This is a genomic window from Halopseudomonas laoshanensis, from assembly GCF_008365385.1.
GTDB lineage: Bacteria > Pseudomonadota > Gammaproteobacteria > Pseudomonadales > Pseudomonadaceae > Halopseudomonas > Halopseudomonas laoshanensis.
In genome coordinates this window covers 56,098-79,978 of record NZ_QOVF01000001.1, presented here as the reverse complement: position 1 = coordinate 79,978, position 23,881 = coordinate 56,098, and the positions used below count along the sequence as shown (strand labels likewise).

24 protein-coding genes are annotated in these 23,881 nt (G+C 58.1%); 8 read left to right on the top strand and 16 right to left on the bottom strand.

Going from position 1 to position 23,881, the window contains the following annotated elements; genetic code table 11:
• Positions 1-54 precede the first annotated feature (54 nt).
• Complete coding sequence (locus DT594_RS00355) at positions 55-1,410, top strand: NCS1 family transporter (protein ID WP_149330873.1); 1,356 nt, start codon at positions 55-57, stop codon at positions 1,408-1,410.
• Between the two features lie 80 nt (positions 1,411-1,490).
• Here DT594_RS00355 and DT594_RS00350 read toward each other — a convergent pair whose 3' ends face one another.
• Entirely contained in the window at positions 1,491-2,264 is a 774-nt protein-coding gene (locus DT594_RS00350) for a GntR family transcriptional regulator (protein ID WP_149330872.1), read from the bottom strand.
• Positions 2,265-2,548: 284 nt separating this feature from the next.
• Between DT594_RS00350 and DT594_RS00345 the strand changes: the two genes are divergently transcribed.
• The 4 genes from DT594_RS00345 to DT594_RS00330 all read left to right on the top strand — a co-directional run bounded on the left by DT594_RS00345 (position 2,549) and on the right by DT594_RS00330 (position 6,819).
• Complete coding sequence (locus DT594_RS00345; RefSeq protein ID WP_149330871.1) at positions 2,549-3,556, top strand: methionine ABC transporter ATP-binding protein; 1,008 nt, start codon at positions 2,549-2,551, stop codon at positions 3,554-3,556.
• On the top strand, positions 3,556-4,221 hold the full coding sequence (locus DT594_RS00340) for a methionine ABC transporter permease (protein ID WP_096346279.1): 666 nt from the start codon (positions 3,556-3,558) through the stop codon (positions 4,219-4,221). Before DT594_RS00345 ends, DT594_RS00340 begins: the two co-directional genes overlap by 1 nt.
• A 78-nt stretch (positions 4,222-4,299) precedes the next feature.
• A complete protein-coding gene (locus DT594_RS00335) occupies positions 4,300-5,085 on the top strand; it encodes a MetQ/NlpA family ABC transporter substrate-binding protein (RefSeq protein ID WP_149330870.1) in 786 nt (261 codons plus the stop codon).
• Positions 5,086-5,364: 279 nt separating this feature from the next.
• On the top strand, positions 5,365-6,819 hold the full coding sequence (locus tag DT594_RS00330; protein ID WP_149330869.1) for a spinster family MFS transporter: 1,455 nt from the start codon (positions 5,365-5,367) through the stop codon (positions 6,817-6,819).
• Positions 6,820-6,892: 73 nt separating this feature from the next.
• Here DT594_RS00330 and DT594_RS00325 read toward each other — a convergent pair whose 3' ends face one another.
• The 14 genes from DT594_RS00325 to DT594_RS00260 all read right to left on the bottom strand — a co-directional run bounded on the left by DT594_RS00325 (position 6,893) and on the right by DT594_RS00260 (position 19,394).
• Positions 6,893-7,186: a hypothetical protein gene (locus DT594_RS00325; RefSeq protein ID WP_149330868.1), complete on the bottom strand. Its 294-nt coding sequence runs from the start codon at positions 7,184-7,186 to the stop codon at positions 6,893-6,895.
• 316 nt (positions 7,187-7,502) lie between these two features.
• A complete protein-coding gene (locus tag DT594_RS00320) occupies positions 7,503-8,453 on the bottom strand; it encodes a sodium-dependent bicarbonate transport family permease (RefSeq protein WP_149330867.1) in 951 nt (316 codons plus the stop codon).
• Positions 8,454-8,540: 87 nt separating this feature from the next.
• Positions 8,541-8,897 carry a DUF7352 domain-containing protein gene (locus tag DT594_RS00315; RefSeq protein ID WP_178091358.1) on the bottom strand — a complete coding sequence of 119 codons (357 nt, stop codon included), beginning with the start codon at positions 8,895-8,897 and terminating at the stop codon, positions 8,541-8,543.
• Between the two features lie 76 nt (positions 8,898-8,973).
• Positions 8,974-9,891, bottom strand: coding sequence for a LysR family transcriptional regulator (locus DT594_RS00310; RefSeq protein WP_149330866.1), 918 nt, complete (start codon positions 9,889-9,891; stop codon positions 8,974-8,976).
• A 129-nt stretch (positions 9,892-10,020) separates the two neighbouring features.
• Positions 10,021-11,196, bottom strand: coding sequence for a S53 family peptidase (locus DT594_RS00305; RefSeq protein WP_178091356.1), 1,176 nt, complete (start codon positions 11,194-11,196; stop codon positions 10,021-10,023).
• Between the two features lie 238 nt (positions 11,197-11,434).
• On the bottom strand, positions 11,435-12,409 hold the full coding sequence (locus tag DT594_RS00300; RefSeq protein ID WP_149330864.1) for a chemotaxis protein CheB: 975 nt from the start codon (positions 12,407-12,409) through the stop codon (positions 11,435-11,437).
• Positions 12,410-12,481: 72 nt separating this feature from the next.
• A complete protein-coding gene (locus DT594_RS00295; RefSeq protein ID WP_149330863.1) occupies positions 12,482-12,862 on the bottom strand; it encodes a response regulator in 381 nt (126 codons plus the stop codon).
• Complete coding sequence (locus DT594_RS00290; protein WP_149330862.1) at positions 12,862-14,412, bottom strand: sensor histidine kinase; 1,551 nt, start codon at positions 14,410-14,412, stop codon at positions 12,862-12,864. The genes DT594_RS00295 and DT594_RS00290 overlap by 1 nt, the downstream gene beginning before the upstream one ends.
• Positions 14,413-14,418: 6 nt before the next feature.
• Positions 14,419-16,380, bottom strand: a complete 1,962-nt coding sequence (locus DT594_RS00285) for a chemotaxis protein CheB (protein ID WP_149330861.1) — start codon at positions 16,378-16,380, stop codon at positions 14,419-14,421.
• 354 nt (positions 16,381-16,734) lie between these two features.
• Positions 16,735-17,010 carry a hypothetical protein gene (locus tag DT594_RS00280; RefSeq protein WP_149330860.1) on the bottom strand — a complete coding sequence of 92 codons (276 nt, stop codon included), beginning with the start codon at positions 17,008-17,010 and terminating at the stop codon, positions 16,735-16,737.
• A 12-nt stretch (positions 17,011-17,022) separates the two neighbouring features.
• Entirely contained in the window at positions 17,023-17,370 is a 348-nt protein-coding gene (locus tag DT594_RS00275) for an antibiotic biosynthesis monooxygenase family protein (protein ID WP_149330859.1), read from the bottom strand.
• 30 nt (positions 17,371-17,400) lie between these two features.
• The gene (locus tag DT594_RS00270; protein WP_149330858.1) at positions 17,401-18,390 is read right to left on the bottom strand and encodes a zinc-dependent alcohol dehydrogenase family protein; all 990 of its coding nucleotides are present in this window, start codon (positions 18,388-18,390) and stop codon (positions 17,401-17,403) included.
• A 151-nt stretch (positions 18,391-18,541) separates the two neighbouring features.
• Positions 18,542-18,844, bottom strand: coding sequence for an ArsR/SmtB family transcription factor (locus DT594_RS00265; protein WP_149330857.1), 303 nt, complete (start codon positions 18,842-18,844; stop codon positions 18,542-18,544).
• Between the two features lie 121 nt (positions 18,845-18,965).
• The gene (locus tag DT594_RS00260) at positions 18,966-19,394 is read right to left on the bottom strand and encodes an Rrf2 family transcriptional regulator (protein ID WP_149330856.1); all 429 of its coding nucleotides are present in this window, start codon (positions 19,392-19,394) and stop codon (positions 18,966-18,968) included.
• A 142-nt stretch (positions 19,395-19,536) separates the two neighbouring features.
• On the opposite strand from DT594_RS00260, the gene DT594_RS00255 reads away from it, so the two are divergent.
• Both DT594_RS00255 and DT594_RS00250 read left to right on the top strand, forming a co-directional pair.
• Positions 19,537-20,424: an NAD(P)/FAD-dependent oxidoreductase gene (locus tag DT594_RS00255; protein WP_149330855.1), complete on the top strand. Its 888-nt coding sequence runs from the start codon at positions 19,537-19,539 to the stop codon at positions 20,422-20,424.
• Between the two features lie 149 nt (positions 20,425-20,573).
• Positions 20,574-21,623, top strand: coding sequence for a DNA topoisomerase IB (locus DT594_RS00250; RefSeq protein ID WP_149330854.1), 1,050 nt, complete (start codon positions 20,574-20,576; stop codon positions 21,621-21,623).
• Between the two features lie 137 nt (positions 21,624-21,760).
• Here the strand turns inward: DT594_RS00250 and DT594_RS00245 are convergent, their stop codons facing one another.
• The gene (locus DT594_RS00245; protein WP_178091354.1) at positions 21,761-22,357 is read right to left on the bottom strand and encodes a TetR/AcrR family transcriptional regulator; all 597 of its coding nucleotides are present in this window, start codon (positions 22,355-22,357) and stop codon (positions 21,761-21,763) included.
• A gap of 110 nt (positions 22,358-22,467) precedes the next feature.
• On the opposite strand from DT594_RS00245, the gene DT594_RS00240 reads away from it, so the two are divergent.
• Complete coding sequence (locus DT594_RS00240; RefSeq protein ID WP_149330852.1) at positions 22,468-23,865, top strand: NAD(P)-binding protein; 1,398 nt, start codon at positions 22,468-22,470, stop codon at positions 23,863-23,865.
• The last annotated feature ends 16 nt before the right edge of the window (positions 23,866-23,881 follow it).

The window sequence follows — 23,881 nt, the reverse complement described above, 5'->3', positions numbered from 1 at the left end:
TAAAAACAAAGCCATGGAGAGAACAATGAACAATAAAATCAGCGAGGTCGCCTCATGAGCATCGAATCCAGCACACACACCGGACCGGTCAGCCAGGCAGCGACCAAGGCACCCGGGGAAGAATCACTGGCGCCCCAGCAAACCCGCATTATGGGGCGTGTGTCTTATCTGCTGGCGTGGTTCGGCGGTTGCGTGTCCATCGGTACCTTTACCATGGGCTCCAGCGTTGTCGGCAGCCTCAACCTGATCCAGGCGACCCTGGCGATTGCCATCGGCTGTTTCGTGATCGGCATCGCGCTGGCCCTTAATGGTGCAGCCGGCTACAAATATGGCATTCCGTTCATGGTTCAGGCGCGCGCCGCCTTCGGTTTTGCCGGTACGCGGCTACCCGGCCTGGTGCGCGCGGTGCCGGCGATTGTCTGGTACGGATTTCAGAGCTGGATCGGCGCCGGAGCATTAAACATGGTCTCGGCCACGCTGTTCGGCTTCGACAACCTGGTGTTCTACTTCATTGCCTTCCAGTTTCTGCAGATCGGCCTGTCGGTCATGGGCTTTCAGGGCATCAAGTGGCTGGAAAACATCGGCAGCGCCTTTATTCTCGCGTCGCTGGTGTACATGTTCTACAGCACGGTGCAGCGCTACGGTGACGAACTCTCGACCAACCTGCTGACCATGGAAGGCTCCTGGGGCTTGCCGTTCTGGAGCGCGACCATGCTGTTCCTCGGCATCTACAGCACCATGATCCTCAACGTCAGTGACTACTCGCGGGAGCACAAGCACGGCTCAAGCCCGTCGCTGCTGACCATCATCTACTCGATGTCGATCCTACCGTGCACGCTGTTCATGGGCCTGATCGGTTACATGGTCTCAGAAGCGACCGGCGTCGCCGACCCGATCCAGGTATTCGCCAACGCGGTAGATAACACCCCGCTGCTGATGACCACGCTGCTGTTTATCGCCTTCGCCCAGGTCACCACCAACGTGCTGAACAACGTGGTGCCGCCGACCTACATCCTGATGGATGTGTTCAAACTGTCGTTCCGGCCGGCCACCATCATCGTCGGTCTGCTGGCCTTTGCTACCTTCCCGTGGAAACTGGTAACGGAAGAGTCCGCCGCCGGCCTGCAGGTATTCGTGCAGACCTACTCGGCATTCCTGGGTCCGATCTTCGCGATTCTGGTGGTCGACTATTATCTGATCCGCAAGCGCACGCTGAATCTGGAGCATCTTTATAATGCCCAGGGGCCTTACAGCGGGTTGAACTACGCGGCGCTGATCGCGACGGTAGTGGGTGTGGTGGTGGCACTGACGTTCTCGTCCGTGTCCTGGTACGCCAGCCTGATACCGGCGGGTGTGGTTTACTTCCTGCTGATGAAACACTGGGCGCCCTGCCAGCGGTTCCGTCAGTAAACCGTGCTTGCTGGCTGGCCTTGATTAACCCGAGGCCAGCCATACCGCGCCGCACTCCAAGACGGCTTGCCCTGCCCGGCCTATCTCGCGCCCGCATCCTGATAAACCGCAAACACATCGCGCAGATCCGGCGTCTCATCCACCGCTTCATCGATGGATAGCGATGACTCGATCGCGTGCAGGTGCTTGTGCATAAAGGCCGCCGCACCTTCGCTATCCCCGGCCTCTAGCAGATCAACCAAGCGGTTGTGATCATTGCAGTCACACCCCAGATCACCGGAATGACCATACACCGCCAGAATCAATGACGAGCGCGAACACAACTGCGCAACAAAGGGTGCCAGCGTCTGATTGCCCGCCAGTTCCGCCAGGCGCGCATGAAAGGTCGCCGATGCCTTGATCGCCGCACTCTGCTCATGCCCGCGCAGCGCTTGCTGCTCATGCTGCGCGACGGCGCGCAGCTCTTGCACTTCTTCAGCGGAAATGCGCGTAGCCAGGCGCGCCATCAGCGCACACTCGATCATCCGCCGCGCATCAAAAATCTCCCGCGCTTCTTCCGCCGAAGGCCGTGCCACGGTGGCGCCCTTCCCCGGCGTCAAGGTGATCAATTGCTCCATCGCCAGGCGCTGCAACACCTTGCGAATGCCGGTACGGCTGATGCCAAACACTTCGGCCAACGCGTCTTCACGCAACCGCGCACCGGGCTTGAGCCGATGTTCGATTACCGCATCGCTGATGGCGCGGTAGATCGTCTCGTGGTGACTGGCGCCCTTCGCATCTGGCTTCTGGCGGCCAAGCGGAACGGGACCATGGTCAGCCTGTGCAGCGCCAGCCGGTGATCGGCTTTCTTTCATGGGTGGGTGTCTCTCTATACAAGGCAGAATCAGTTTAAGGCAGAGGCTATTGTATACAAGCGCCGGCGAGACAACGATGTTCAATTGCACTGGTTTGGTGCCGCCGTGCGATAACTGGCGACACTGCCCTAATAGGGTTTTTACGACCTGGGGCGGACAGGTAATACCATCTGGCTATAATCATAGGCCGATAAAGATTTTTACCGCATGAAGCCCTGCAGGTAGACTACCCGGCTCTCGGGCCCGGGATGCCGGGCCGTGCTTTACAGATGGAAGATAAATGCGTGATTGATTTCAAGCAGGTGCACAAAGCCTATCGCGTAGGAGGCCGGTCAGTGCCTGCGCTGCAGCCGACCGATCTGCAGATCGCCCGGGGCGAGGTGTTCGGTATCGTCGGCCACTCCGGCGCCGGCAAAAGCACCCTGCTGCGCCTGATCAACCGCCTGGAGGAACCCTCCGGCGGCAGCATCGTTATCGACGGCGAAGACGTCACCCAGCTGGACGCCAAGGGTCTGCGCGCCTTTCGTCGCCAGGTCGGCATGATCTTTCAGCACTTCAACCTGCTGTCGTCCAAGACCGTGGCCGACAATGTTGCCCTGCCACTGAAGCTGGCCGGCGAACTGAGCCGCGCCGAAATCAACACGCGCGTAGCCGAGTTGCTGGTGCGCGTTGGCCTGACCGAGCACGCCAACAAGTACCCGGCGCAATTGTCCGGCGGCCAGAAGCAGCGTGTCGGCATTGCCCGTGCGCTGTCGACCAACCCCAAGGTGCTGCTCTGTGATGAAGCCACCAGCGCGCTGGACCCGCAAACCACCGCTTCGGTATTGCAGCTGCTGGCCCAGATCAACCGCGAGCTGAACCTGACCATCGTGCTGATCACCCACGAAATGGACGTGGTGCGCCGCGTCTGTGATCGCGTTGCGGTGATGGATGCCGGGGTGATTGTCGAGCTGGGCGCGGTGACCGAAGTGTTCCTGCATCCCCAGCACCCGACCACCCGGCGCTTTGTGATGGAAGACGAACAGATTGATGAAGGCATACAGCGTGATGATTACGCCCACGTTGAAGGCCGCATACTGCGTCTGACCTTCACCGGCGACGCCACCTATGCCCCGCTGCTCGGCAGCGTCGCGCGGGAAACCGGCGTGGATTACAGCATCCTCGCCGGCCGTATCGACCGCATCAAGGACACGCCCTACGGTCAGTTGACCCTGGCACTGACCGGCGGCGACATAGACGCCGCGCTGGCCTGCTTTACCCGCGCCGACGTGTATATGGAGGTAGTACGTTAATGGAGGCCCTGTTCCCCAACGTCATATGGCCGGAGATCTGGCAGGCCACTCTGGACACCTTGAGCATGCTCGGCGGTTCCATCTTCTTTACCATCGTGCTCGGCTTGCCGCTGGGCGTGCTGCTGTTTCTGACCGGCCCGCGGCAGATGTTCGAGCAGAAATGGTTCTACCAGGCCATGTCGCTGGTGGTGAATATTCTGCGCTCGGTACCCTTCGTGATCCTGTTGATCGTGATGATTCCCTTCACGGTGGTGATCGCCGGTACCTCGCTGGGCGTCGCCGGCGCCATTCCACCGCTGGTGATTGGCGCTACCCCGTTCTTCGCAAGGCTGGTGGAAACTGCCCTGCGTGAAGTGGACCGCGGCATTATCGAGGCTACGCAGGCCGCTGGCGCCACACCCCGGCAGATAGTTACCAGCGCCCTGCTGCCCGAAGCAATGCCGGGCATCATCGCCGCCGTGACCGTTACCGCTATTACGCTTGTGTCCTATACCGCCATGTCCGGCTTGATCGGCGGCGGCGGGCTCGGCGACCTGGCCGTGCGCTATGGCTACCAGCGTTACCAGCCGGATGTCATGGTGGTGACCGTTGTGTTGTTGTTGATACTGGTCCAGGTGCTGCAAAGCATCGGCGACCGGTTGGTTGTGCATTTTTCACGCAAGTGAAGACATTGTTCGTAAGAAAGAAGGCAGGCCACCGGCTATCCGCCGCAAGCCTGCGTGTTATCCCACAAGGAGCTTGAAATGAAGAAATTACTCACTGCCCTGGCCGCTGCTGCGGCTCTGACCACCCTGCCAGCCCTGGCTGCCGAGAAAATCTCCGTTGCGGCCACCGCCGTACCCCACGCCGAGATTCTCGAATTCGTCAAACCGGCCCTGGCCGAAGATGGCGTAGAGCTGGATATTCGCGTTTTCACCGATTACGTGCAGCCCAACGTACAGGTCGCGGAAAAGCGCCTGGACGCCAACTTCTTCCAGCACCTGCCCTACCTGGAAGAGTTCAACAGCAGCCGTGGCACTGACCTGGTCAGCGTCGCCAGCGTGCACGTCGAGCCCTTCGGCGCCTATTCAAGCAAGATCGAAAGCCTGGATGATCTGCCCGAAGGCGCCAACGTGGTCATCCCCAACGACGCCACCAACGGCGGCCGTGCCCTGCTGCTGCTGCAGAAAGCCGGCGTGATCACCCTGAAGGACCAAGGCAACATCCTCTCCACCCCGCGTGATATCGCCGAAAATCCTAAAGACATCCGCATCCGCGAACTGGAAGCTGCCACCCTGCCGCGCGTACTCAACCAGGTAGACCTGGCACTGATCAATACCAACTACGCGCTGGAAGCCGGCCTGAACCCGACTGAAGATGCTCTGGTGATCGAAGGTGCCGAGTCGCCCTACGTCAACATCCTGGTTGCCCGCTCGGACAACAGCGAGAGCGATGCCATCCAGAAGCTGGCCAAGGCGCTGAACAGCCCGGAAGTGAAAGCCTTTATCGAAGAGAAGTATGAAGGTCAGGTACTGCCCACGTTCGAGTAAACCTGCCCAGGCCCGGACCTCCCCCGTCCGGGCTTGAAAACCAGGGGCGCTCATTATCCCCTGAGTTCCGATATTCACCACCTGAATATGTCTCGCGACAGATCCCACGATTCTGTGCGGCGCCCTACCCACTATGTCACTATACTGGCCGAGCTTGACTTGCCACAAAGGACTCTCGACTGTTCTCAAGGCCAGCAAGGCACCGCCTGGAGCGAGTGATCACAACGTGCGATTACAGCCCGCGGATACCTATAACAACGTACTTAGAAGGGGTTGTCCATGAGTACCATCACTGGGGGCCAAGGCCACTTGGTCGGCTACGGTTCCAAGGCATACCGCAATTATGTGCTCTTCGCGCTGACACTGATTTACATCTTGAATTTCGTCGACCGCGCCTTACTTGCGGTCGTCGGCCCCGACCTGGTGCCAGACCTCGGGATTACCGATACCCAGTTCGGGCTTCTCACCGGCTTCGGCTTTGCCCTGCTCTACACAGCCGTGGGTATCCCGCTAGCGCGCTTTGCCGATGTAGCCCATCGCGTATGGATCATGACCGTCTGCGTGGCGCTGTGGTCGCTGATGACGGCGCTCTGCGGCCTTGCGACGGAAGTGACCATCGGCTCGGTGACCATCGGCGCGTTCTGGATTCTGCTGATGTGCCGCGTCGGTGTGGGTATTGGCGAGGCGGGCTGTACGCCGCCGGCCAACTCCCTGATCGCGGACTATTTCATCCCGCGTGAACGCTCTCAGGCACTGGGCTTCTACGCCATGGGCGTCACACTCGGCACCATGTTCGCCAACCTGATTGGCGGCTGGGTTACCGACATGTTCGATTGGCGCACCGCGTTTTTCGTCGTCGGTTTGCCGGGCCTGCTGGTCGCCCTTGTGTTCAAATTGACGGTCAAGGAACCACCGCGCGGCTACACTGATCCGCAGGTAACCGAGAAAAAAGAACGCGCCAGCCTGGGCGAGGCTATCCACGAACTGATGGGCAAGCCTGCTTTCTGGTTGATGACCGCCGGCGCCACCATTGCCGCTTTCTGCGGTTACGGTATCTCCTCGTTCCAGTCGCTCTTTCTGGTCCGCACCTACGAAATCACCGCCGGTCAGGCAGCGATCTGGATCAACACGCCGGTAGCCCTGTCTGCGGCCATAGGCACCTTCGCCACCGGCTGGCTAGCGACCAAGATTTACAAGAAGCACCCGGGCGCCATCGCCTGGATACCGGCGATGGGCCTGGCAATCTCGGTTCCGTTTTATATCTTCGCCTTCACCACCGACAATCTGCTCTACGCTGCCATCGGCCTGATCATCGCCGGCTTCGTGAAGTACGGCTATCTAGCCGCCCAGTACACCATCGGCCAGGGTGTGGTCAGCATGCGTGTACGCGCCATGGCCACGGCAGTGATGCTGCTGCTCGTCAACCTGATCGGCTACGGCTTCGGCCCGCTGTTCATTGGCGCAGTCTCTGACATTTTCTTCAAATCTGGCGTTGCCGAGTTTGGGGTCGCGGCTGGCGAACTGGCGCGCAATCAGTGTCACCCCGCCGTACTCGGCCAGCTAAGTCAGAACCTGCAGGAAGTCTGTGGCCAGGTCTACGCGCAAAGCCTGCAAACCGCCATGATCATAATGGCTTGCTTGTACCTCGGCAGCTCTCTGTGCTTCCTGTTGACCTGGGGCCGGATGGGCAAGGATATGGTCGACAGACAGGTTGTAAACCCGGTCAAGCCATAAACTTCATAAGTGGCTAATCAGAGGGCGCTTTGCGCCCTCTTTTTTTGCCTGAAACAACGCATCAGCCGGCGGCTCAGTCCTGCTTCACCGCACACACGCCATTGGCCCGATGCTGACCGGTGTAAGACACGTCAGGCGAACCATCCGGATTGATCATCAGCGAAATCGTCACCGCACCGCCCTTGGCCTCGTAGTAGGTATCGCTGAACCTCGTCAACTCCGCTTCCTTGCCATTGATATAAATCGCCCCGCCCTGATCGGCATGCACCTCAATCTCGCCCGGACAGGTCGCATTGAACAGCGGAATCCCCGCATTCGCCACACTGCAAAAACCCAGCGCCGAGACCAGCACACAACATTTTTTCATCGCACTTCTCCGCACACGACCAATGCCCACGAGCAAACCGCCTGACCGCTACACAAGGCGTTTCATTAGATTAGATCATTGGTAGCATGCTGCCATGCCATGCGCAGGCGTTCAGCACTCGGCAAGATCAATCAGGTCCATTGGCCCCAATAAGCAGCAAACCGCGTGTTCACATGCGCAGCGTTAGGGCAGGAAAGCTAGCTGAGCAGCGACGAATAAGAAAGACCCCAATTACCTCTGGTTACCCTGGCGTAATTAGGGTCAGATAAACATCAATACTGACTCAAGCGTTCACCTGACCCCAGTTTCCGCCTCTTCAACCGCTCAGTGCGCTGAGCATCCAAGCGTACAGTTCAATCCCGACCAAGACGTTGAATGGGAAGGTAATGCCGAGTGATGCCAGCATGACCAACCCGATGTCTGCATCGGCTATCGCGTGTCGCACGGCAACCGGCGCCGCGATATAAGAGGCGCTGGCAGTCAACGTGGCCAGGATCACTATGGTGCCGGTCTCCAGTCCCAATGCCATACCCGTCAGCAAACCTGGCAATGAGAGCAGGGTTGGAATGCAGAGGGCGAATGCGATCACTCGCCAATGGCGGAGCTGAACCTTGCGCAGGGTTTCAGCCGCTACCAGACCCATTTCCAGCAAAAAGAGTGCGAGGATCAGGGCGAAGGCACTAGTCAGCGTTCCTGTGACCTGGCTGCCGTTTTCCTTACCATACAGCAGCCCGATCACCACGCCGCCTACCAGCAGTATCACGCTGCGGTTGGTCAGCGTTTCTTGCCATAGCGGTGTGGTTTTGGCTGCACCGGGTTGTTCGGCCGGTGAACTGAAACGGCGGTAAAGCCATAAACCGGTGATGATGGCTGGCAGCTCCAGGAGCACCAGGTAAAGCGTCACCTGCCCGCTTGTCGCCAGGCCCCGAGATTCGGTCCAGGCTAATGCCACGGCGAAGGTACCGGCGCTGACTGAGCCGTAGTGTGCGCAAAAACTGGCAGCGTCGGCGATTTTGAGCCTGACCAGGTAGCGCAGCATGGGATAGAGCAACAGCGGAATCAGAAAACCAAGCGCGGTAACCGCTAACACTTCTGTCAATAAAGACCATTCCAACTTGCCGTACAGTGCCATGCCGCCTTTCAGGCCAATCGTGAGCATAAGCAACAACGAAAGGATGTCGTAGACGGCTTTGGGAATGGCCAGGTCTGAGCGCAGTGATCCAGCAATCAGGCCAAGCAGGAAGAACATCACAATAATATCGGGCATGGGTCGCGTTCCGGTCGCTGAATTGCAGGTTAACGTGCAGACAAAAAAGAGCCCCTGAACGGGGCTCTGGTCAACATCTGACTAGTCTCAAGCATGCTGTCGCTCAACCACGCCAAAGATGGCAGGGCTAAAAGGTTTTCGCAGGCAACTGGTAGGTAACTCTGCAGGCGCAATGACTTCATAGACGTGGAATGCCTGCGGACCAAAGGGGTCCAGGGCAGTGTCCACATGCTGATAGCTGACCGGAACCGGAGTGCCAGAGCCCACGACCATGAACTGGCGCTCGCTCACCGGCAGGTCAATTCTCAAGGGCTCCTCGACCCAGAGATAGACCCGTTTCTGCGCAACCAGATACTCGCAACGCACAATCCGATAGCCATCGCGCAAAGCTAGCGTGGTGACCTGTTTTTCGCCATCGAGGTGATACTGGTGGATGGTTTTCATCGCCCTTCTCCCTGCTGTTGAAGACGGCTCTATGGTCGGGCAATGATGGGTCGTAATAAATAGGGTTAAATCTGTTTTATTGATCGTTTTTTTCGATGCTATCGTCCAGGTCTGCACGTTCGGTCAGCAGCGCCTGAATGGCGATATTGTGGCCTGTTCGGGCTCGCGTGATGGCATACAGCGTCTCTCTCACTTGCCCAATCGAGCCGATACACTCAACCTCATACTGGCGACACACTTCATCCTGAATGACCGTAGGGGCTGCGAAGTAGCCGATCCCCTCGCGGCCGAATACCTTGATCAACGCGCTGTCATCGACCTCAGCCACGATCTTGACCTGGATGCGCTGCGCCGCGAACCAGTTCATCAGCTCGTTTATATAAGGGGCATTCAGGGAGGTGGTCAGAAACGGCTGGCGATCCAGGCTGTTAGGAAAGCCCGGTATTAGCTTGCTGGCCAGCTTCGGCGCTGCAAATAGCGAGATTGACGAGCTTGCCAGGCGATGCGCACGAAACTGGCCTGTATCCTTGAAGTCCGGCTGTCGGTCGGTCAAGAGTACGTCCAGTTCACGCTGGCCTAGCGCCTTGAGCAGTTGATTGGTTTCCCCTGTTCGACAACGCAGATGGACTTCTCTGGAGAGTGTTAACGCAGGCGCGGTCAGGTGGTAGGCAATCAGTTTGTGAATAGAGGCGGCCACGCCCACCGAGAGGTTGAGAGGACGATCCTCGGGCGGCTGCTGAATAATCTCGTCCAGCGCCTGTGCGGTCTGAAAGATGTCGTCGGCATAGGAGAAGACTGTTTGCCCAAACTCGGTGAGCTGCAGGGAGCGGTTAGCGCGCCTGAATAGCGCACTGCCCAGTTCCGCCTCAAGCGTTGCCAGTTGCCCACTCAAGGTTTGCGGTGACAGCGCTAGGCTCTCCGCCGCGCGCGCGATTGAACCGGCCCGAGCGATCATCCAGAAGTAATGCAGATGTCGAAGATTAAGGCGGTTCAATACGATGCCTCACTTGCGTGTGTGCTGGGATTCATAGGGTCACCCTTCACCTTGTTCGGCCTCTCGCTAGCGTAAAGCATGCTTGGCAATCATCAGCTCAAGGTAGCAGGCGCTATACCCTCACTCAAACTACGGCTGGTTAGCCAGGTAGTTAACAAACGCCGCCACATCCAAGGAGCCCAGTCCGGTCGCGATATCGTAGCCGGGTTCCGCTAGGTAAGATCCTTCGCCGGCGTAGCCATCCACAACATCATTAAGCACGGTGGAATTGGTGGGCCCTCCGTTTGAGGACATAAGCCCGTAGAGGTCGCGCTGAAGCGGGTTGGACGAGGTGCTGATGGAAGACAACATCGGTTTACTCCGAGATTTCCTGAACTGATTGGCTATGGCAACCACGCCCGTGAATAACGACGTCGATACCGAGTTACCGCCGACCACTAAATACCCTCCGAGTATTGATACATAAACCTGGGCGCCGGACCCAGGATTAGCATTGAAGGCGACGTCCGGTACGGACCGGAACGCCGTGGTGTTGGCATTCTGGACGGATGGAATCATCTGGTAATTGGGCATTCTTTCATACACCGACATGCCAGCAGCCGAGTCAACCCATGCGGTCTCAAACAGGAGTACCGAACTGGCCGACAAACTGGCTGATGTGCCACCCACCGCGACAACATCCGGAGAGGTCCCCGGAAAGGTCGGCCCAGCGCCTGTGCCCGATGCGGCGATCCACGCAATTTGAGTATTGGCAAACAAATGGGCCAAAGAGCCTTCCGTGGAGAACTCAGGGGCGCCAAACGGCATCGAGATGATATTTACCCCTATGTTTGCGGCGGTTTGTATCGCCGTTTGCATGTCTTTCTGACTTACAGATTTGGCCTCAATGACATAGACAGTAGCCCCTGGGGCCACGGCGTTAAGCATCTGAACGGCGAGGCAGCTCTGCAAAGCCCAGTTGGAATTAGTAATGTTCCCGGCCTGGTTGATGACGTTCAGGGTGATCGGTTTTTGGCTATATTTCGATGCCCACTTATTCAGGTCGTTCTGCAGGTTCGAATAGTGGTAGGCCGTGATGATGGCTACTTTGACCCCATAGCCCCGGGGCTTGTTGTTAGGGGCAACAACAGTATTCACGTTATAGGCAGTCAGAAACTGCTGAGGGGTCCACCCGCCTGACGAAGTCGAGCTGGCCGAGCTTTGCAAGCTCATGGACTGCCGAAAGTTGGAAGTCTCCACGGGAGCGTCATCAGAGGCCAGCACGTATGCATGCTGGAAATCGTTCTCGGTGGGCACATACTCCACGTCTTCCTAGGCAGGCTCCTGCTGGTCGGTGTTCTCTGTCTTGCATCCGTACAACCCGGTGGCTACAAAACACACAGCCACGCACACACTACGCCGCACCCACGCTGTAGATTGGTTCATTATTATCCTTATTGGAGCAGAGAGGCCTGAAGTGCAGAGATCATAGGTGCACTTTGACTTAATAGCCATCGCGGCCCCTGAAGGTATGCGAACAGATACCTCAAGTCATCAGGGCCTGTTATCCCTTGAGCGCAGCGTCCATCAGAACCGCTGCCGAGCGCCTATACTCCTGAGCCCGATCCTGGAAGGTCGTTACGGCGGCGGTTCTTCCGGCCTGAAGAGCGTCATGCGCCATCTTCTCCATGAGAACAGCCCGCTCCACGATAACCCGCAGAGCAATGCGAAAGGCCTCGTCGATGGAGCCTTCCTGCTGGTGAGCCAACGCCTCTGCGGTGTAGCCATGCCCTACCTGACAGCGAAAGCGCAGCGGCGAGCGGCTGATCTGCGACAATGTGCCTCCGCAGCCAGGGCAATTCAACGGCACCGGATAGGCAATTTCGGCGATGGTGCTGCTGTCTGACGGCCGTCCCATCGCGATTGCAACTTCTAGCGCGATACTGTCAGGCGGAGTTAGGGTGGGGCCTGGCTCTTCTCCCACGAGGCGGCTCAGGAGACCGGCCAGATCGTGGGCCGGCGCACGATAATCAATGTCGCCTGCGAGCAAGGCCGCTTGGGGCATTTCGCTTTCGACCGCATCGAAGGGACTCTGGACCACCGTTACACCTCCGCAGCGCTTCAGGTCGGCCAGGCCGGAAGCGCCATCATTGAGCATCCCCGAAAGTAGAACGCCAATCGCCTTGGGTCCAGCGCTGATTCCGACCGACCGAAACAAAGGATCAATCGCAGGCCGCGCCATGTTCTCGCGTGGCCCGCGACCCAATCGCACAACCTGTGCATCGACCAGAAGATGATGGTCTGCGGGAGCCACATAGATGCGTGATTTTTGGAGCGGTTCGCCATCGACTGCCGTGCTTGCTGGAAGCGGTCCGCCGCTATCCAGAATGCCGGCGAGCAGATTTTGGTTGCCCGCGCCAACATGGACTGCAATGAGGACAGAAGCTTGCAGGTCCGCAGGCAACGCCCGGCAGATTTGCCGGATCACCGTGATCGAACCCGCCGACCCACCGATTGCTATGATCTCGCGATGGGCCATATGATCTCCAGGTGAGCGCGTTCCCGCAACGTTGTGCAGGCCAGCCCCCCGCTTTCGCGGGTGCCTGACCTATCAGTTAGACAGCGCACTCAACAATTGGATCACCTTGTTTTCAAGCTCCATCAAGCTGTAAGGCTTATTCAACCGCGGGCGGTCGCGATGCCTCTCTTCGAGCGCCCAGTCGTTATAGCCGCTGCAGAAGACAAACGGAATGCCACGCTCGGCCAGGATATCCGCTACTGGGTAGGAGTTCCCGCCCCGGATGTTCACGTCCAGGATCGCGGCATCCAGAGTCGCTTCGGCGGCCAGCCGCAAGGCCGCGTCCAGACGAGACTCAGGACCAATGACCTGGGCGCCGAGGTCAAGCAGCATCTCTTCAATCATCAGCGCGATGGTCATCTCGTCTTCAACAACGAGCACCCGCCGGCCTTCTGCGATGCGCTGAACAGCCATTATTCTCCCCCTTGTATTGCCCGGAGTTCACCGAGCTCCGCGGTGAAAGGAAGCGCGATGGTGCAGACCACGCCGCTCGAAGCAAAGCTACGGTCCACTTTGGCGTCAAACTCGAAGCTGAGGGAACGCTCGATAAGTGTCGTGCCAAAGCCCCTTCGCGAGGGCGGACCGGGAACGAGGGGTCCGCCAAATTCCATCCAGTTCACCAACAACTGGCGATCGGGGCCTTCTGTCACTGCCCAGGAGACCGTCAGTTGGCCTCTGGGGACGGACAACGAGCCGTACTTTGCCGCGTTGCTGGCCAGTTCGTGGATCGCCATCGCCAAAGAAAGTCCAGCCTTTGGCGTCAGCGCGATGGCGGGGCCGTCGATACGAAGATCCTGCCCTTGATAAGGCTCCAGCTCGGTATCGATAAGATCGCGAAGGGTTCCGGCCCCGGCTTCGCCGTGATGGGTCAGAAGATTGTGGGCGCGGGTGATCGCAGTGATGCGCCCCGCAATCGCCTCGGTAAAGGCTTCTGGTGAAAGATCCGCCTTGAGGGTCTGCGCGACGATCGAGGACACGATCGCCAGTACGTTCTTCACGCGATGATCAAGCTCACCTAACAGCAATGCCGTCTGTTCTTCGGCACGCTTGCGTTCATCGATCGGCAAGGTGACCGAGATGAAGCTATGGGCGCGCCCGTCGCTATCATCGAGTACGGAAACGCTATCGTGCACCCACACCGTTTTGCCATCTGCTCGCACCAGACGGTATTCAGCCTCGAACGGCTGCCTGTCGCGGCTGGCTTGTTCGAAGCACTGGTTGATAGCGTCGGCGTCGTCGGGATGGATAAGCTCTCGCCGGCTTAGCCGCTGCAATTCCTGCGCGGACCGGCCGGACATCGTTTCGAACGCGGCGTTAGTCCGCAGGAAGCGCCCGGTGGCGGTTGTTTCGGTAACACCGACGGCTGCTTGGCTGACAATCGCGGTGAAGCGGCGCTCGCTGACGCTTCGGGCGCGCTCGGCGTTTTTACGCTCTGTCACATCCACAAAGGTAATGACCACGCCTCCGATTACCCGATCGATGCTACGGTACGGCCGGATCCGCATGACGAAGGTCGAACCGCGGTCCTGCAGTTGAAGCTCGTGCTCCATGACGGTGAGTTCGCGCAATACCTTGGCTACGTCACGCTGGAGGTCGTCATAGTCAAGCAGGCTGACGATTTCCGTCAAAGGCCGGCCCCGATCGCTGTCTCGCAGGCTGAAGATGTCCGCCATGCCTGGCGTGAAGTTTTTGATACGAAGATCCTCATCGAGGAAGATCGTTGCGATTTGTGTGCTGTCCAGCAGGTTCTGTAAATCACTATTCAGGTTGGAGAGAAGATCGTTCTTCGCCATCATCTCGGCATTTATCGTCTGCAGCTCCTCATTGATCGACTGCATTTCTTCCTTGGAGGTTTGCAGTTCCTCGTTAGTCGACTGCAGCTCCTCGTTGACCGACTGATACTCTTCCGCCGATGAGGTCATTTCCTCGTTTGCGGTTTCGAGATCATCGATCGTCGCCTGCAACTGTGCTCAGATCCTGCGAAGCTCCTCCTCGGTAGCCATGGCATCCGGGCTCTGGGCGACTCCATCAACGGCTTGCGAGGGCTTTGCCACCGCCGCGCGAACTTCCTGAAACGCAACAACATAAAGAGCCTCGCCGCCGCCTGTGTCTTCCACCGGCTCAACGATAACGCTCAACAACCGTTGCTGACCCTCGATGATAGCGGAGACGTTATCGACGACCACGCCTTCTCCATTTTTTTCTACCGCTTGCAATGCCGTGCGGACGGCGATGCGTAGGCTTTTGCGCAGATTGGAAAGCAGACTCAAGCTCGCCACGCCAGCTGACGGTTCCAAATATCGGGCTACCTCCCCGCCCGAATAGCGCATGATGTTGCTCTGGCGATCAACCACGAGGAACACGGGGGAGTGCTTGACCAAGGCCGCGCGCACGGCGCGATCGATCCGGTCACCCGGTCCGCGACCAGCGTCACCTGCAAGGCGGTTTGGGGCAGGCGTCTGAGCGGGCATCGGCATGGCTGGAAACTGCGCATCAGCATCTCGACGTACGAACAGGTGAGCGGCCTTGTCCTGGAGCGCAAAGAGCGTGGCGTGCCTGCTCACGCTCTCCGATTGTCCAAGAAAAAGCAGGCCGTCGGGCTTCAAGGCATAGTGGAATGTGCGCAACACGCGATCTTGCAGCTCGCTATCCATATAGATCATGAGATTGCGGCAAGAGATCAGATCCAGCCTGGAGAACGGCGGGTCTTTCGTCACGTTATGGACGGAGAAGACACACATCGTGCGAATCTGCCGTATTGGGCAGAACGCGCCGCTCTCTTCATAAAACCAGCGCTGAAGGCGCTCCGGTGAGATACCGCTGACACGCTGGTAGCGCCCTGCTCTGGCGAACTCCACGGCTTGATCGTCGATGTCCGTACCGAAAATTTGCACATCGAGGCTTATGCTGCGCGCTTCGATCAGTTCTTGAATGGTGATAGCGAGGCTGTAGACCTCCTCGCCGGTGGAACAAGCCGGCGCCCAGACTCGCAGGATTTGCGTGTCTGGGCTGCGGTCAAGGATGGCGCCGATGGCCGCGGACAAGCCTTGAAAGGCCTCCGGGTCACGGAAGAATTCGGTGACGCCAATGAGCATGTCCCGGAAGAGCAACTCCGGCTCAACGGGATTCTCCCGTAGATGCTTCATATAGTCAGGGACGCTGTCGGCTTGCAAGACCTGCATGCGGCGCTGGATACGCCGGGTGACAGTCTTGATCTTGTATTGGGTGAAATCGTGCCCGGTCTTCGCGCGCAACACAGCAAGGACGTTAGCCAGGTGTTCTGCGGTATCGGTCCGCGTGCCCTCGCTATCTTTTCGGTCGGCCACCAGCGCCAGGTGATCGCGGTATTCGATCAGCTTGGCCGGCATCTCTTCGACCTCCATGACATAGTCGACCAAACCCGTGGCCGCCGCGCTTTCCGGCATGCCCAGCATGGCGTGATGGTCGAACTCAGCCTGGGCGATCGTTAGCCCTCCACTTTCTTTAACGGCGGCAAGGCCACTCGACCCGTCGCTTCCCACCCCTGACAGAACAATCGAGACGGCGTTGTCGCCCTGGTCCTCTGCCAATGAGGTGAAGAACGAATCGATTGGTCGACGGTGCGCCCGCGCGGGCGCAGGTTTGACGACGAAGAGGCAGCTGTCCTTGATCGTCAGGGTAGCGTCGGGCGGGATGACGTACACCTTGTTGGGTTCGACGCGCATGCCATGCTGAGCCACAACCACCGGGATGGGGGCGATCCGTCCGATAATCTCCGTTAGCGCGCTGTCATGGTCAGGAGACAGATGCTGCACCAGTACGAACGCCATTCCACTATCAGCCGGTAAATGCGCGAAAAACTTTGTGAAAGCTTCGAGACCGCCTGCGGAAGCCCCGATACCGACAATAAGTCCGACACTTGTCGAGCTTTCCTGTTTTGCGCCGACCAACATGTAACCACTCCCGCTTGTATAGGCTTTTTTCAGCCTCTTTTCGCCTTGATCTTCTCACATAAGTTGGGAACCCTCGGTGAAAAGTTCCAAACCATTTCGATTGAGCACCTTAAGCCGGCACAAAGCGCTTGCACCAATCGTGGGGAATTCAATAGGCGGGGATAACAAGTCGTCAGGCTAATGCTCAGTTTGGCGGAATTACAGGTTCTGATATCGCCGTTAAGAATTTCAGGCCAACTCCTCCAGGGTTACGGCTCGAAGCCGCTCGGTCAAAAAAGGGTCAGAATAATCAATGCTTATCTGACCCCCTGTGACTTCGCGAAGTGACACTAATACCAGCGCGAGCATTCAGCCTTAACGCCCGCGTGGTTTAGGGTACGGTGCCTTGCGGGCCTTCCGGAACTTCCTGAAATGTTCTGAGCCGTCCTTGGTTATGCTGTGGTTTACCGCCTTATCTACAGAAATGGCCGGGCGCGAAACCATGTTCTTTCTATGGACGCTTCTGTCGCCATGCAGTGCCTGAAGACGTTCGGCCCCACCTTCGGCGTTGGCCGCCAGAGGGAAGCCTATTAACGCAGCAGCGAGACTACCGATGACCAGACCTGAACTCAGATATTTGAATGCTTTCATTTTTTGCCTTCCTCAAGAATCAGTATTTGAATGCAGAGTGCTGTCCGGATCTTCATGATCTCCGGCAGTAAAAGCGGCACCCTCGATGTGATAAACCGTCGGTTCTTCGGAAAAATATTCCTCTAGACCCAGCATGAAGATCCGATGGTCTTCACTCGCTTCGAAGCCCGGCGTGTGATCTTCGAGCGATCGCCACCGCACTATCAGATTGAATTGCTCAGGGGTTTCGATACCTTGCGCGAGCATATGGCCGCCGTAACCCTCTGCGCGGCGGAGCAAAGGCTCTACGTTGGCAAAAGCACGCTGGAACTGTTCAATCTGTTCTTTGTGCACGGGCAGCACAGCAATTTCATAAATCATGGGGGTACTCCTTTAGTGTGATTTCAACGATCAAGCATTCGCGCTGACGAGATGAGCCTGGGGCTCGACTGCAATCGCGATCTTTCCGCGCAGGCCATTGTTGGGGCTCTCCAACAGAGCGTGGGCGGCGCCAATATCCGCCAGCGAGTAGACCGCACCCACATGTGGTCGCAGCTGACCGCGCGCTATCAACGTGCTCAGTTCATCCAGCTTGCCACGGTTCTGCCTGGTGAAAACGAAGTGATAACTGGCGTTTTTGCCCCAGGCTTCAATGAGGTTTTGGGGCTGGGCAATGTCCACAATCGAGACCACTCGGCCCAGTTGGGCCAGCGCGTCGGCGCTGCGCGCCAATGTATTGCCGCCGATGGTGTCGAACACCACATCGACGCCGTGGCCATCGGTTTCCCGCAGAATGGCGTCGACGTAATCCTCTTTCCCGTAGTCGATGACCACGTCAGCACCCAAGCTCCGTGCGAACTCGAAATTGGCTTCGCGCACGGTGGTGAACACCCTGGCGCCCATGGCTTTTGCCACCTGAATCGCCACATGGCCGACACCGCCCGCACCGCCGTGCACGAGGATGCTCTCTCCCACCCTGAGTCCCACGCGGACAACCAATGCTTCCCAAACCGTGCCACCAACCAGGGTCAAACTTGCAGCTTCCAGATGGCTAAGCTCCGGCGGCTTCTTACCGATAATGCTTTCGGCTGCCACGTGGTACTCGGCATAGCTGCCGGGGCCATCAAAAATTTGTGGGGTGTACCAGACTTCGTCACCTGGCACGAAGCTCGTCACACCTGGGCCAACAGCTTCGACAACACCGGATACGTCATGCCCGGTAATGGCCGGCAGTGGCACAAGGTCGGCATAATCGCCACGGCGTACCTGGTAATCCAACGGATTGATGGAGGTGGCGTGCACCCGCACCAGAACTTGCCCGGCTTGGGGCACTGGCTTGGGCACCTCGGAGAGCTCGAACGATTCCGGGCCGCCAAATGCGTTAAGTATCATTGCTTTCATGGTAAATCCTCGCTTCGGTAAAAAGGGATATCGGGAATTATCGATATCTGTTGGTAACAATTTAAACGGTCCTCTCCGGTCTCAGCTCAGAGCAATTATTCGCTTCGATAAAGAGGGATATCGCAATTTATCGATACATACAGATAAATAGTTACAGCTCTTTCTCTATGAGCTCGGCAAGAGCTCTGATGGTTTCTTCATTGCGCTTGTAGTACGTCCACTGCCCGATACGTCTGACGCTGATCAGGCCCGCTCGTTGCAAAGTAGCAAGGTAATCAGACACTGTTGACTGCGACAGTCCAACGCCCTCTTGAATGCTACTCACACAAACACCAACGGTATGCACGTCCCCCTCATCCTGAGGAGGAAAGTTATTCACCGGATCCTTCAGCCCCTTGAGAATATCAAGGCGAGTACGGTTTGAGAGTGCTTTGAATACGTCGATCAGTTCCATGGGGTAATAATATCGAGATTTACCGATATGTCAATGCACGAATCAAAAGTTTTTTCCAAAGGCAGCCTGTGCCACTCCGCGTAATTACTAAACCGTCAGGCTAATGCCCGGCTGCACTGGCTTACAAGCTCTGATATCGCCGCTCGAAATCCTTGGCCAACTCTTCCAGGGTTACGCTCCCCAACCGCTCGATCAGCAAAGCCTGGGCCGCATCGAAGGCGTCGGTCAACGCCGCATTCACTGCCTGCTCTACCAGGCATTCGGGATGATCGGTAGACAGCCCGATGGCGAACAGCGAGGAGGAGCCCAGGGCCTGGTGGATATCCAGCAGCGTAATCTCAGCCAGAGGCTTGGCTAGCGTCCAGCCGCCACGGTGGCCCTTTTCCGAACGCACGTAACCCTCTTTCTTGAGCAGCGCCATCGTGCGCCGGACGACCACCGGGTTGGTGGTCAGCATTTGTGCAATGGCATCGGAGGTGGTCGGGTTTTCATGCCGAGCCATGTGGATCAGCACGTGCAGCATGCGGGACAAGCGAGTGTCGTTTCTCATGGGCAGGATTCTAGTCGATAGCGATGCCTGAGTATCGCTCGATACAACATAAGTTACGAGAGTGTTGACACCTTTATATCTTGTAACTTATGTTGTTTCTATTGATCTTCGAGTTGGTCGAAGTGCTCACCGAGAATCTGCCATGAATTATGAAGTGATCATTGTAGGCGGCAGCTATGCAGGCATGTCTGCAGGCCTGCAGCTGGCCCGAGCGCGGCGCAAGGTACTGGTGCTGGATACCGGGCAGCGACGTAACCGGTTCGCGCAAAGCGCCCACGGCTTTCTAGCCCAGGACGGTCGCGACCCCGGCGCGATTGCCGAGGAGGCGCGTGAGCAGCTGTTGGCTTACCCGACGGTGGAGTGGCTTTCGCAGGCTGCGGTGGCAGCCAATCAGGACGGCAGTGGCTATGTGGTGACAGCCGCAAACGGGCAGCAATACAGCGCGTTACGCTTGATACTCGCCGCTGGCGTAGTAGACGAGCTACCAGATATTCCTGGCCTGTCGCAGCGCTGGGGCCAGGGAGTATTCCAATGCCCTTACTGTCACGGATATGAACTGAACGGCGGGCCAATTGGCGTACTGGCGGCCACACCGATTGCCCTTCACCATGCGCTGATGCTACCTGACTGGGGACCCACTACCCTGTTTCTCAATCAGGTATTCGAGCCTGATGCAGAGCAGCTTGCCAGCCTGGACAAACGTGGCGTTATAGTTGAACGCGAACCCGTCATTGCCCTTGGCGGCGCCTCGCTCGACGTCACGCTAGCCAGCGGTCGCGTCATCAAGCTCGCGGGACTGTTCACTCAACCAAATACGCGAATGGCCAGCCCTCTGGCAGCACAACTGGGCTGCGAATTCGAGGCCGGGCCAATGGGTGACTTCATCAGGGTCAATGCACTGCGCGAGACCACCGTGCCTGGCGTGTTTGCCTGCGGGGATGCATCGGTGGCCGCGGGCAATGTTGCCAGCGCAGTAGGTGACGGCGCACGCGCCGGTGCGGCAGCGCATCAGTCGCTGATCTTTCGCTGATCCTTTGTGGGGGCCGGTAACGAGCATGCCATGGGACATTCTGACCGGCGCGCCTGACAAGCACCTATTTTAGAAACCTGTTGGCACCACCGCATCAGGTTGCGGTCAATCAGTTAGACCCGACTGATTGCTGCCAAGGAAATTGCCCCATGCCTGACTCCGCGTTGCCTGCCGACCTGCCTCGCGACCTGCATTACGTTGATGACACCCAGCCCGGCATCCGCCGTAAAAAATCGCGGGGCAAGTTCCAGTATTTTGATGCCAAGGGTGAGCGCATTAGCGATGCCGATGAAATCAAGCGACTCAACTCTTTGGCCGTGCCACCCGCGTATACCGACGTGTGGATTTGCGCCGACCCGAGCGGGCATCTGCAGGCCACCGGACGCGATGCGCGTGGGCGCAAGCAGTACCGCTATCACCCGCGCTGGCGCGAAGTGCGCGACGCCGACAAATACTCGCGCCTGCAGGAGTTCGGCGCCGCTCTGCCCAAGCTGCGCAAGCAGCTGGAAGCACAGATCGCCGAACCCGGCTTTAGCCGCGAAAAGGTGTTGGCCACAGTAGTCATGTTGCTGGATGCCACGCTGATTCGCGTGGGCAATACTCAGTACGCGCGGGACAACAAGTCCTACGGGCTGACCACCCTGCGCGACCGCCATGTAGACATCAAGGGCAGCGAGATCCAGTTTCAGTTTCGCGGCAAGAGTGGTGTCGAACATCAGGTCAGCGTGAAAGACAAGCGCCTGGCCAAGGTGGTCAAGCGCTGCCAGGACCTGCCCGGGCAGAACCTGTTCCAGTATCTGGATGAGGACGGTAACCGCCATACGGTCAGCTCCGCAGACGTCAACGCCTACCTGCACGATCTGACCGGGGCTGACTTCACCGCCAAGGATTACCGCACCTGGGCCGGTACCGCGATGGCGTTGGCGGTACTCAGAGAACTGGAATGGCAGCCGGAATCCGATGCCAAACGCCATGTGGTAGCGATGGTCAAGGACGTCGCCAAGCAATTGGGCAACACCCCTGCGGTGTGCCGCAAATGCTACATCCACCCCGCCGTGCTCGATCACTTCAGCCTGGGGGAGTTATCCAAGCTGCCCAAGCCGCGGGTGCGCAAGGGCCTGAAAGCCGAGGAAGTGGCGCTGGCGATGTTTCTCGAACGGCTGGCAGAAGAGCTACCGGAGAAGGCCAAGGCAAGTTAATACCGGCCGCTACATACTCGCGGAGCGGTTACCGCCTATGGCCAGTGAAACCTGGATGACCTAACCGGTGGCGGCCTCTATCGCCATAGGTGCAGCGCTGCCGTTGCAGGGATAGTTTGAGTGGTGCGCAGGGCGCCCTATACTGCGCCCTGCCCCTCTACCCGCTTGATAATCCCATCTACCAGAATTTCCACCGCCTCCATGGCGCGCTCTTTCCAGCAACGCATATCCACCAGCTCACCGACCGCATGATTCTTCAGGCCAACAAAGCCGTGAATCAAGGCCCACACCTGCAGGGCAACATTGCGCCTGGCGCTGGCTGGGGCATCCGCTGTCAGTAAACCACCGACCACTTCAGTCAAGCGTTCAAACCCGGCGGCTGCCAAAGTACGCGCCTCGGCTGAGGGCTGGTAACTGTCATCCAGCTTGCCGAAGATCAGCCCGTAATGAGGCTCAAAGGTTTCTGCCGTATCCAGGTAGCGCCGCGATGCCAGCAGCACCCGCTCACGCGGATCGGCTGTCAGGTCGTCCACTGCCAAGGCGTCGATCACCGCGCTGAAGCCTTCGATATAGAGGGCATCGAGAATGCCCTGCTTGCCTTGAAAGTGGCTATAGATGCCGATGGTCGACACACCCGCCCGCGCTGCAATGGCGCGCACGCTGAGGGCAGCGGTGCCGCCCTGCAAGAAAAGCTCGGAGGCGGCTTTGAGGATGTTGCTTTGCGATTCGTTCATGGAGCGATTGTACTTGACTTTGCATAACAGCGTTATACTATCGATCAACATAACGCTGTTATGGCGAATTATTGATCAACGTTACAATGACAATCAGCAGGGGCAAAGGCATGAACGAACAGCAACTCGAAGCGGATTACCTGATAGTCGGCAGCGGCGCGGTAGGCATGGCCTTCGCAGATACTCTACTGACTGAATCGGACGCAAGCGTGATCATTGTCGATCAACATCAACAGCCCGGCGGACACTGGAACGTTGCCTACCCTTTTGTAACCTTGCATCAGCCCTCGGCCTTTTATGGCGTCAGCTCGCGGGAGCTGAGCAAGGGGCTCAAGGACGAAGTGGGCCTGAACAAGGGTTTGGGCGATCTGGCCTCTGGCGCCGAAGTGCTGGCCTACTTTGATCAGGTCATGCGCCAGCAGTTTTTACCGACCGGCCGTGTGCAGTACTTCCCGATGTGCACCTACCTGGGCGACGGCGTATTCGAGCACGCGCTGACTGGGCAGCGCTACCGCGCCAATACCCGCAAAACCGTCGACGCGACCTACCTGAAAACCAGCGTGCCGGCTACGCATACGCCGAGTTTCAAGATTGATGCAGGCGTGCAGTTCATGCCGCTGAACAACCTGCCCAAGGTCAAGCAGCCCGCCGACCACTATGTGGTGATTGGCGGCGGCAAGACCGGTATCGATGCCTGCCTGTGGCTGCTGGAAAACCAGGTAGACCCGGATCGCATCTGCTGGATAGTGTCCCGCGATGCCTGGCTGCTCGATCGGCGCAATACCCAGCCAACAGACGAGTTTTTCAGCAGCACCATCGGCTCGATGGCCGCCCAGTTTGAAGCCATTGCCACGGCCGAATCCGTACCCGAGCTATTCGACAGTCTGGAAAGCGCTGGTGTGCTGCTGCGGATAGACAAGAACGTCAAGCCGACCATGTTCCACGGCGCAACGGTCAGCCAGTTGGAGCTTGAACAGTTACGCCGTATCAAGAATGTGGTGCGCAAGGGCCGCGTGCTGCATCTGCAGGCGGATCAGATCCTGCTGGAACAGGGCAGCATCCCGACCTCAACCAACAACCTGCACATCGACTGCTCGGCCAGCGCCATCACCAACCTGGCGATCAAGAAGGTCTTCCAGGGCGACCTAATCACGCCGCAAACGGTTCGGTCCTATCAACCGGTATTCAGTGCGGCCTTTATCGCCCACGTGGAAGCCAACTACAGCAATGAGGCGGAGAAGAACCGCATCTGCTCGGTAGTGCCGCTACCCAATCACGATACCGATTGGATTCGCATGATGGCGGCGCTGATGATGAACCAGTACCAGTGGTCGAAAGTGGAAGATCTGCGCAACTGGCTGCTGGCCAACCGCCTCGACGGCATGGGCAAGCTGGTCAAGAACGCCGCCAAGGACGATGAAGCGAAGCAGGCGGTTCTTGCGCGTATGCGCGCCAACTCTGGCCCTGCAATGATGAAGATTCAGCGCTTTCTTGCGGAAATCAACTAACCGAAAGGAGTGACAG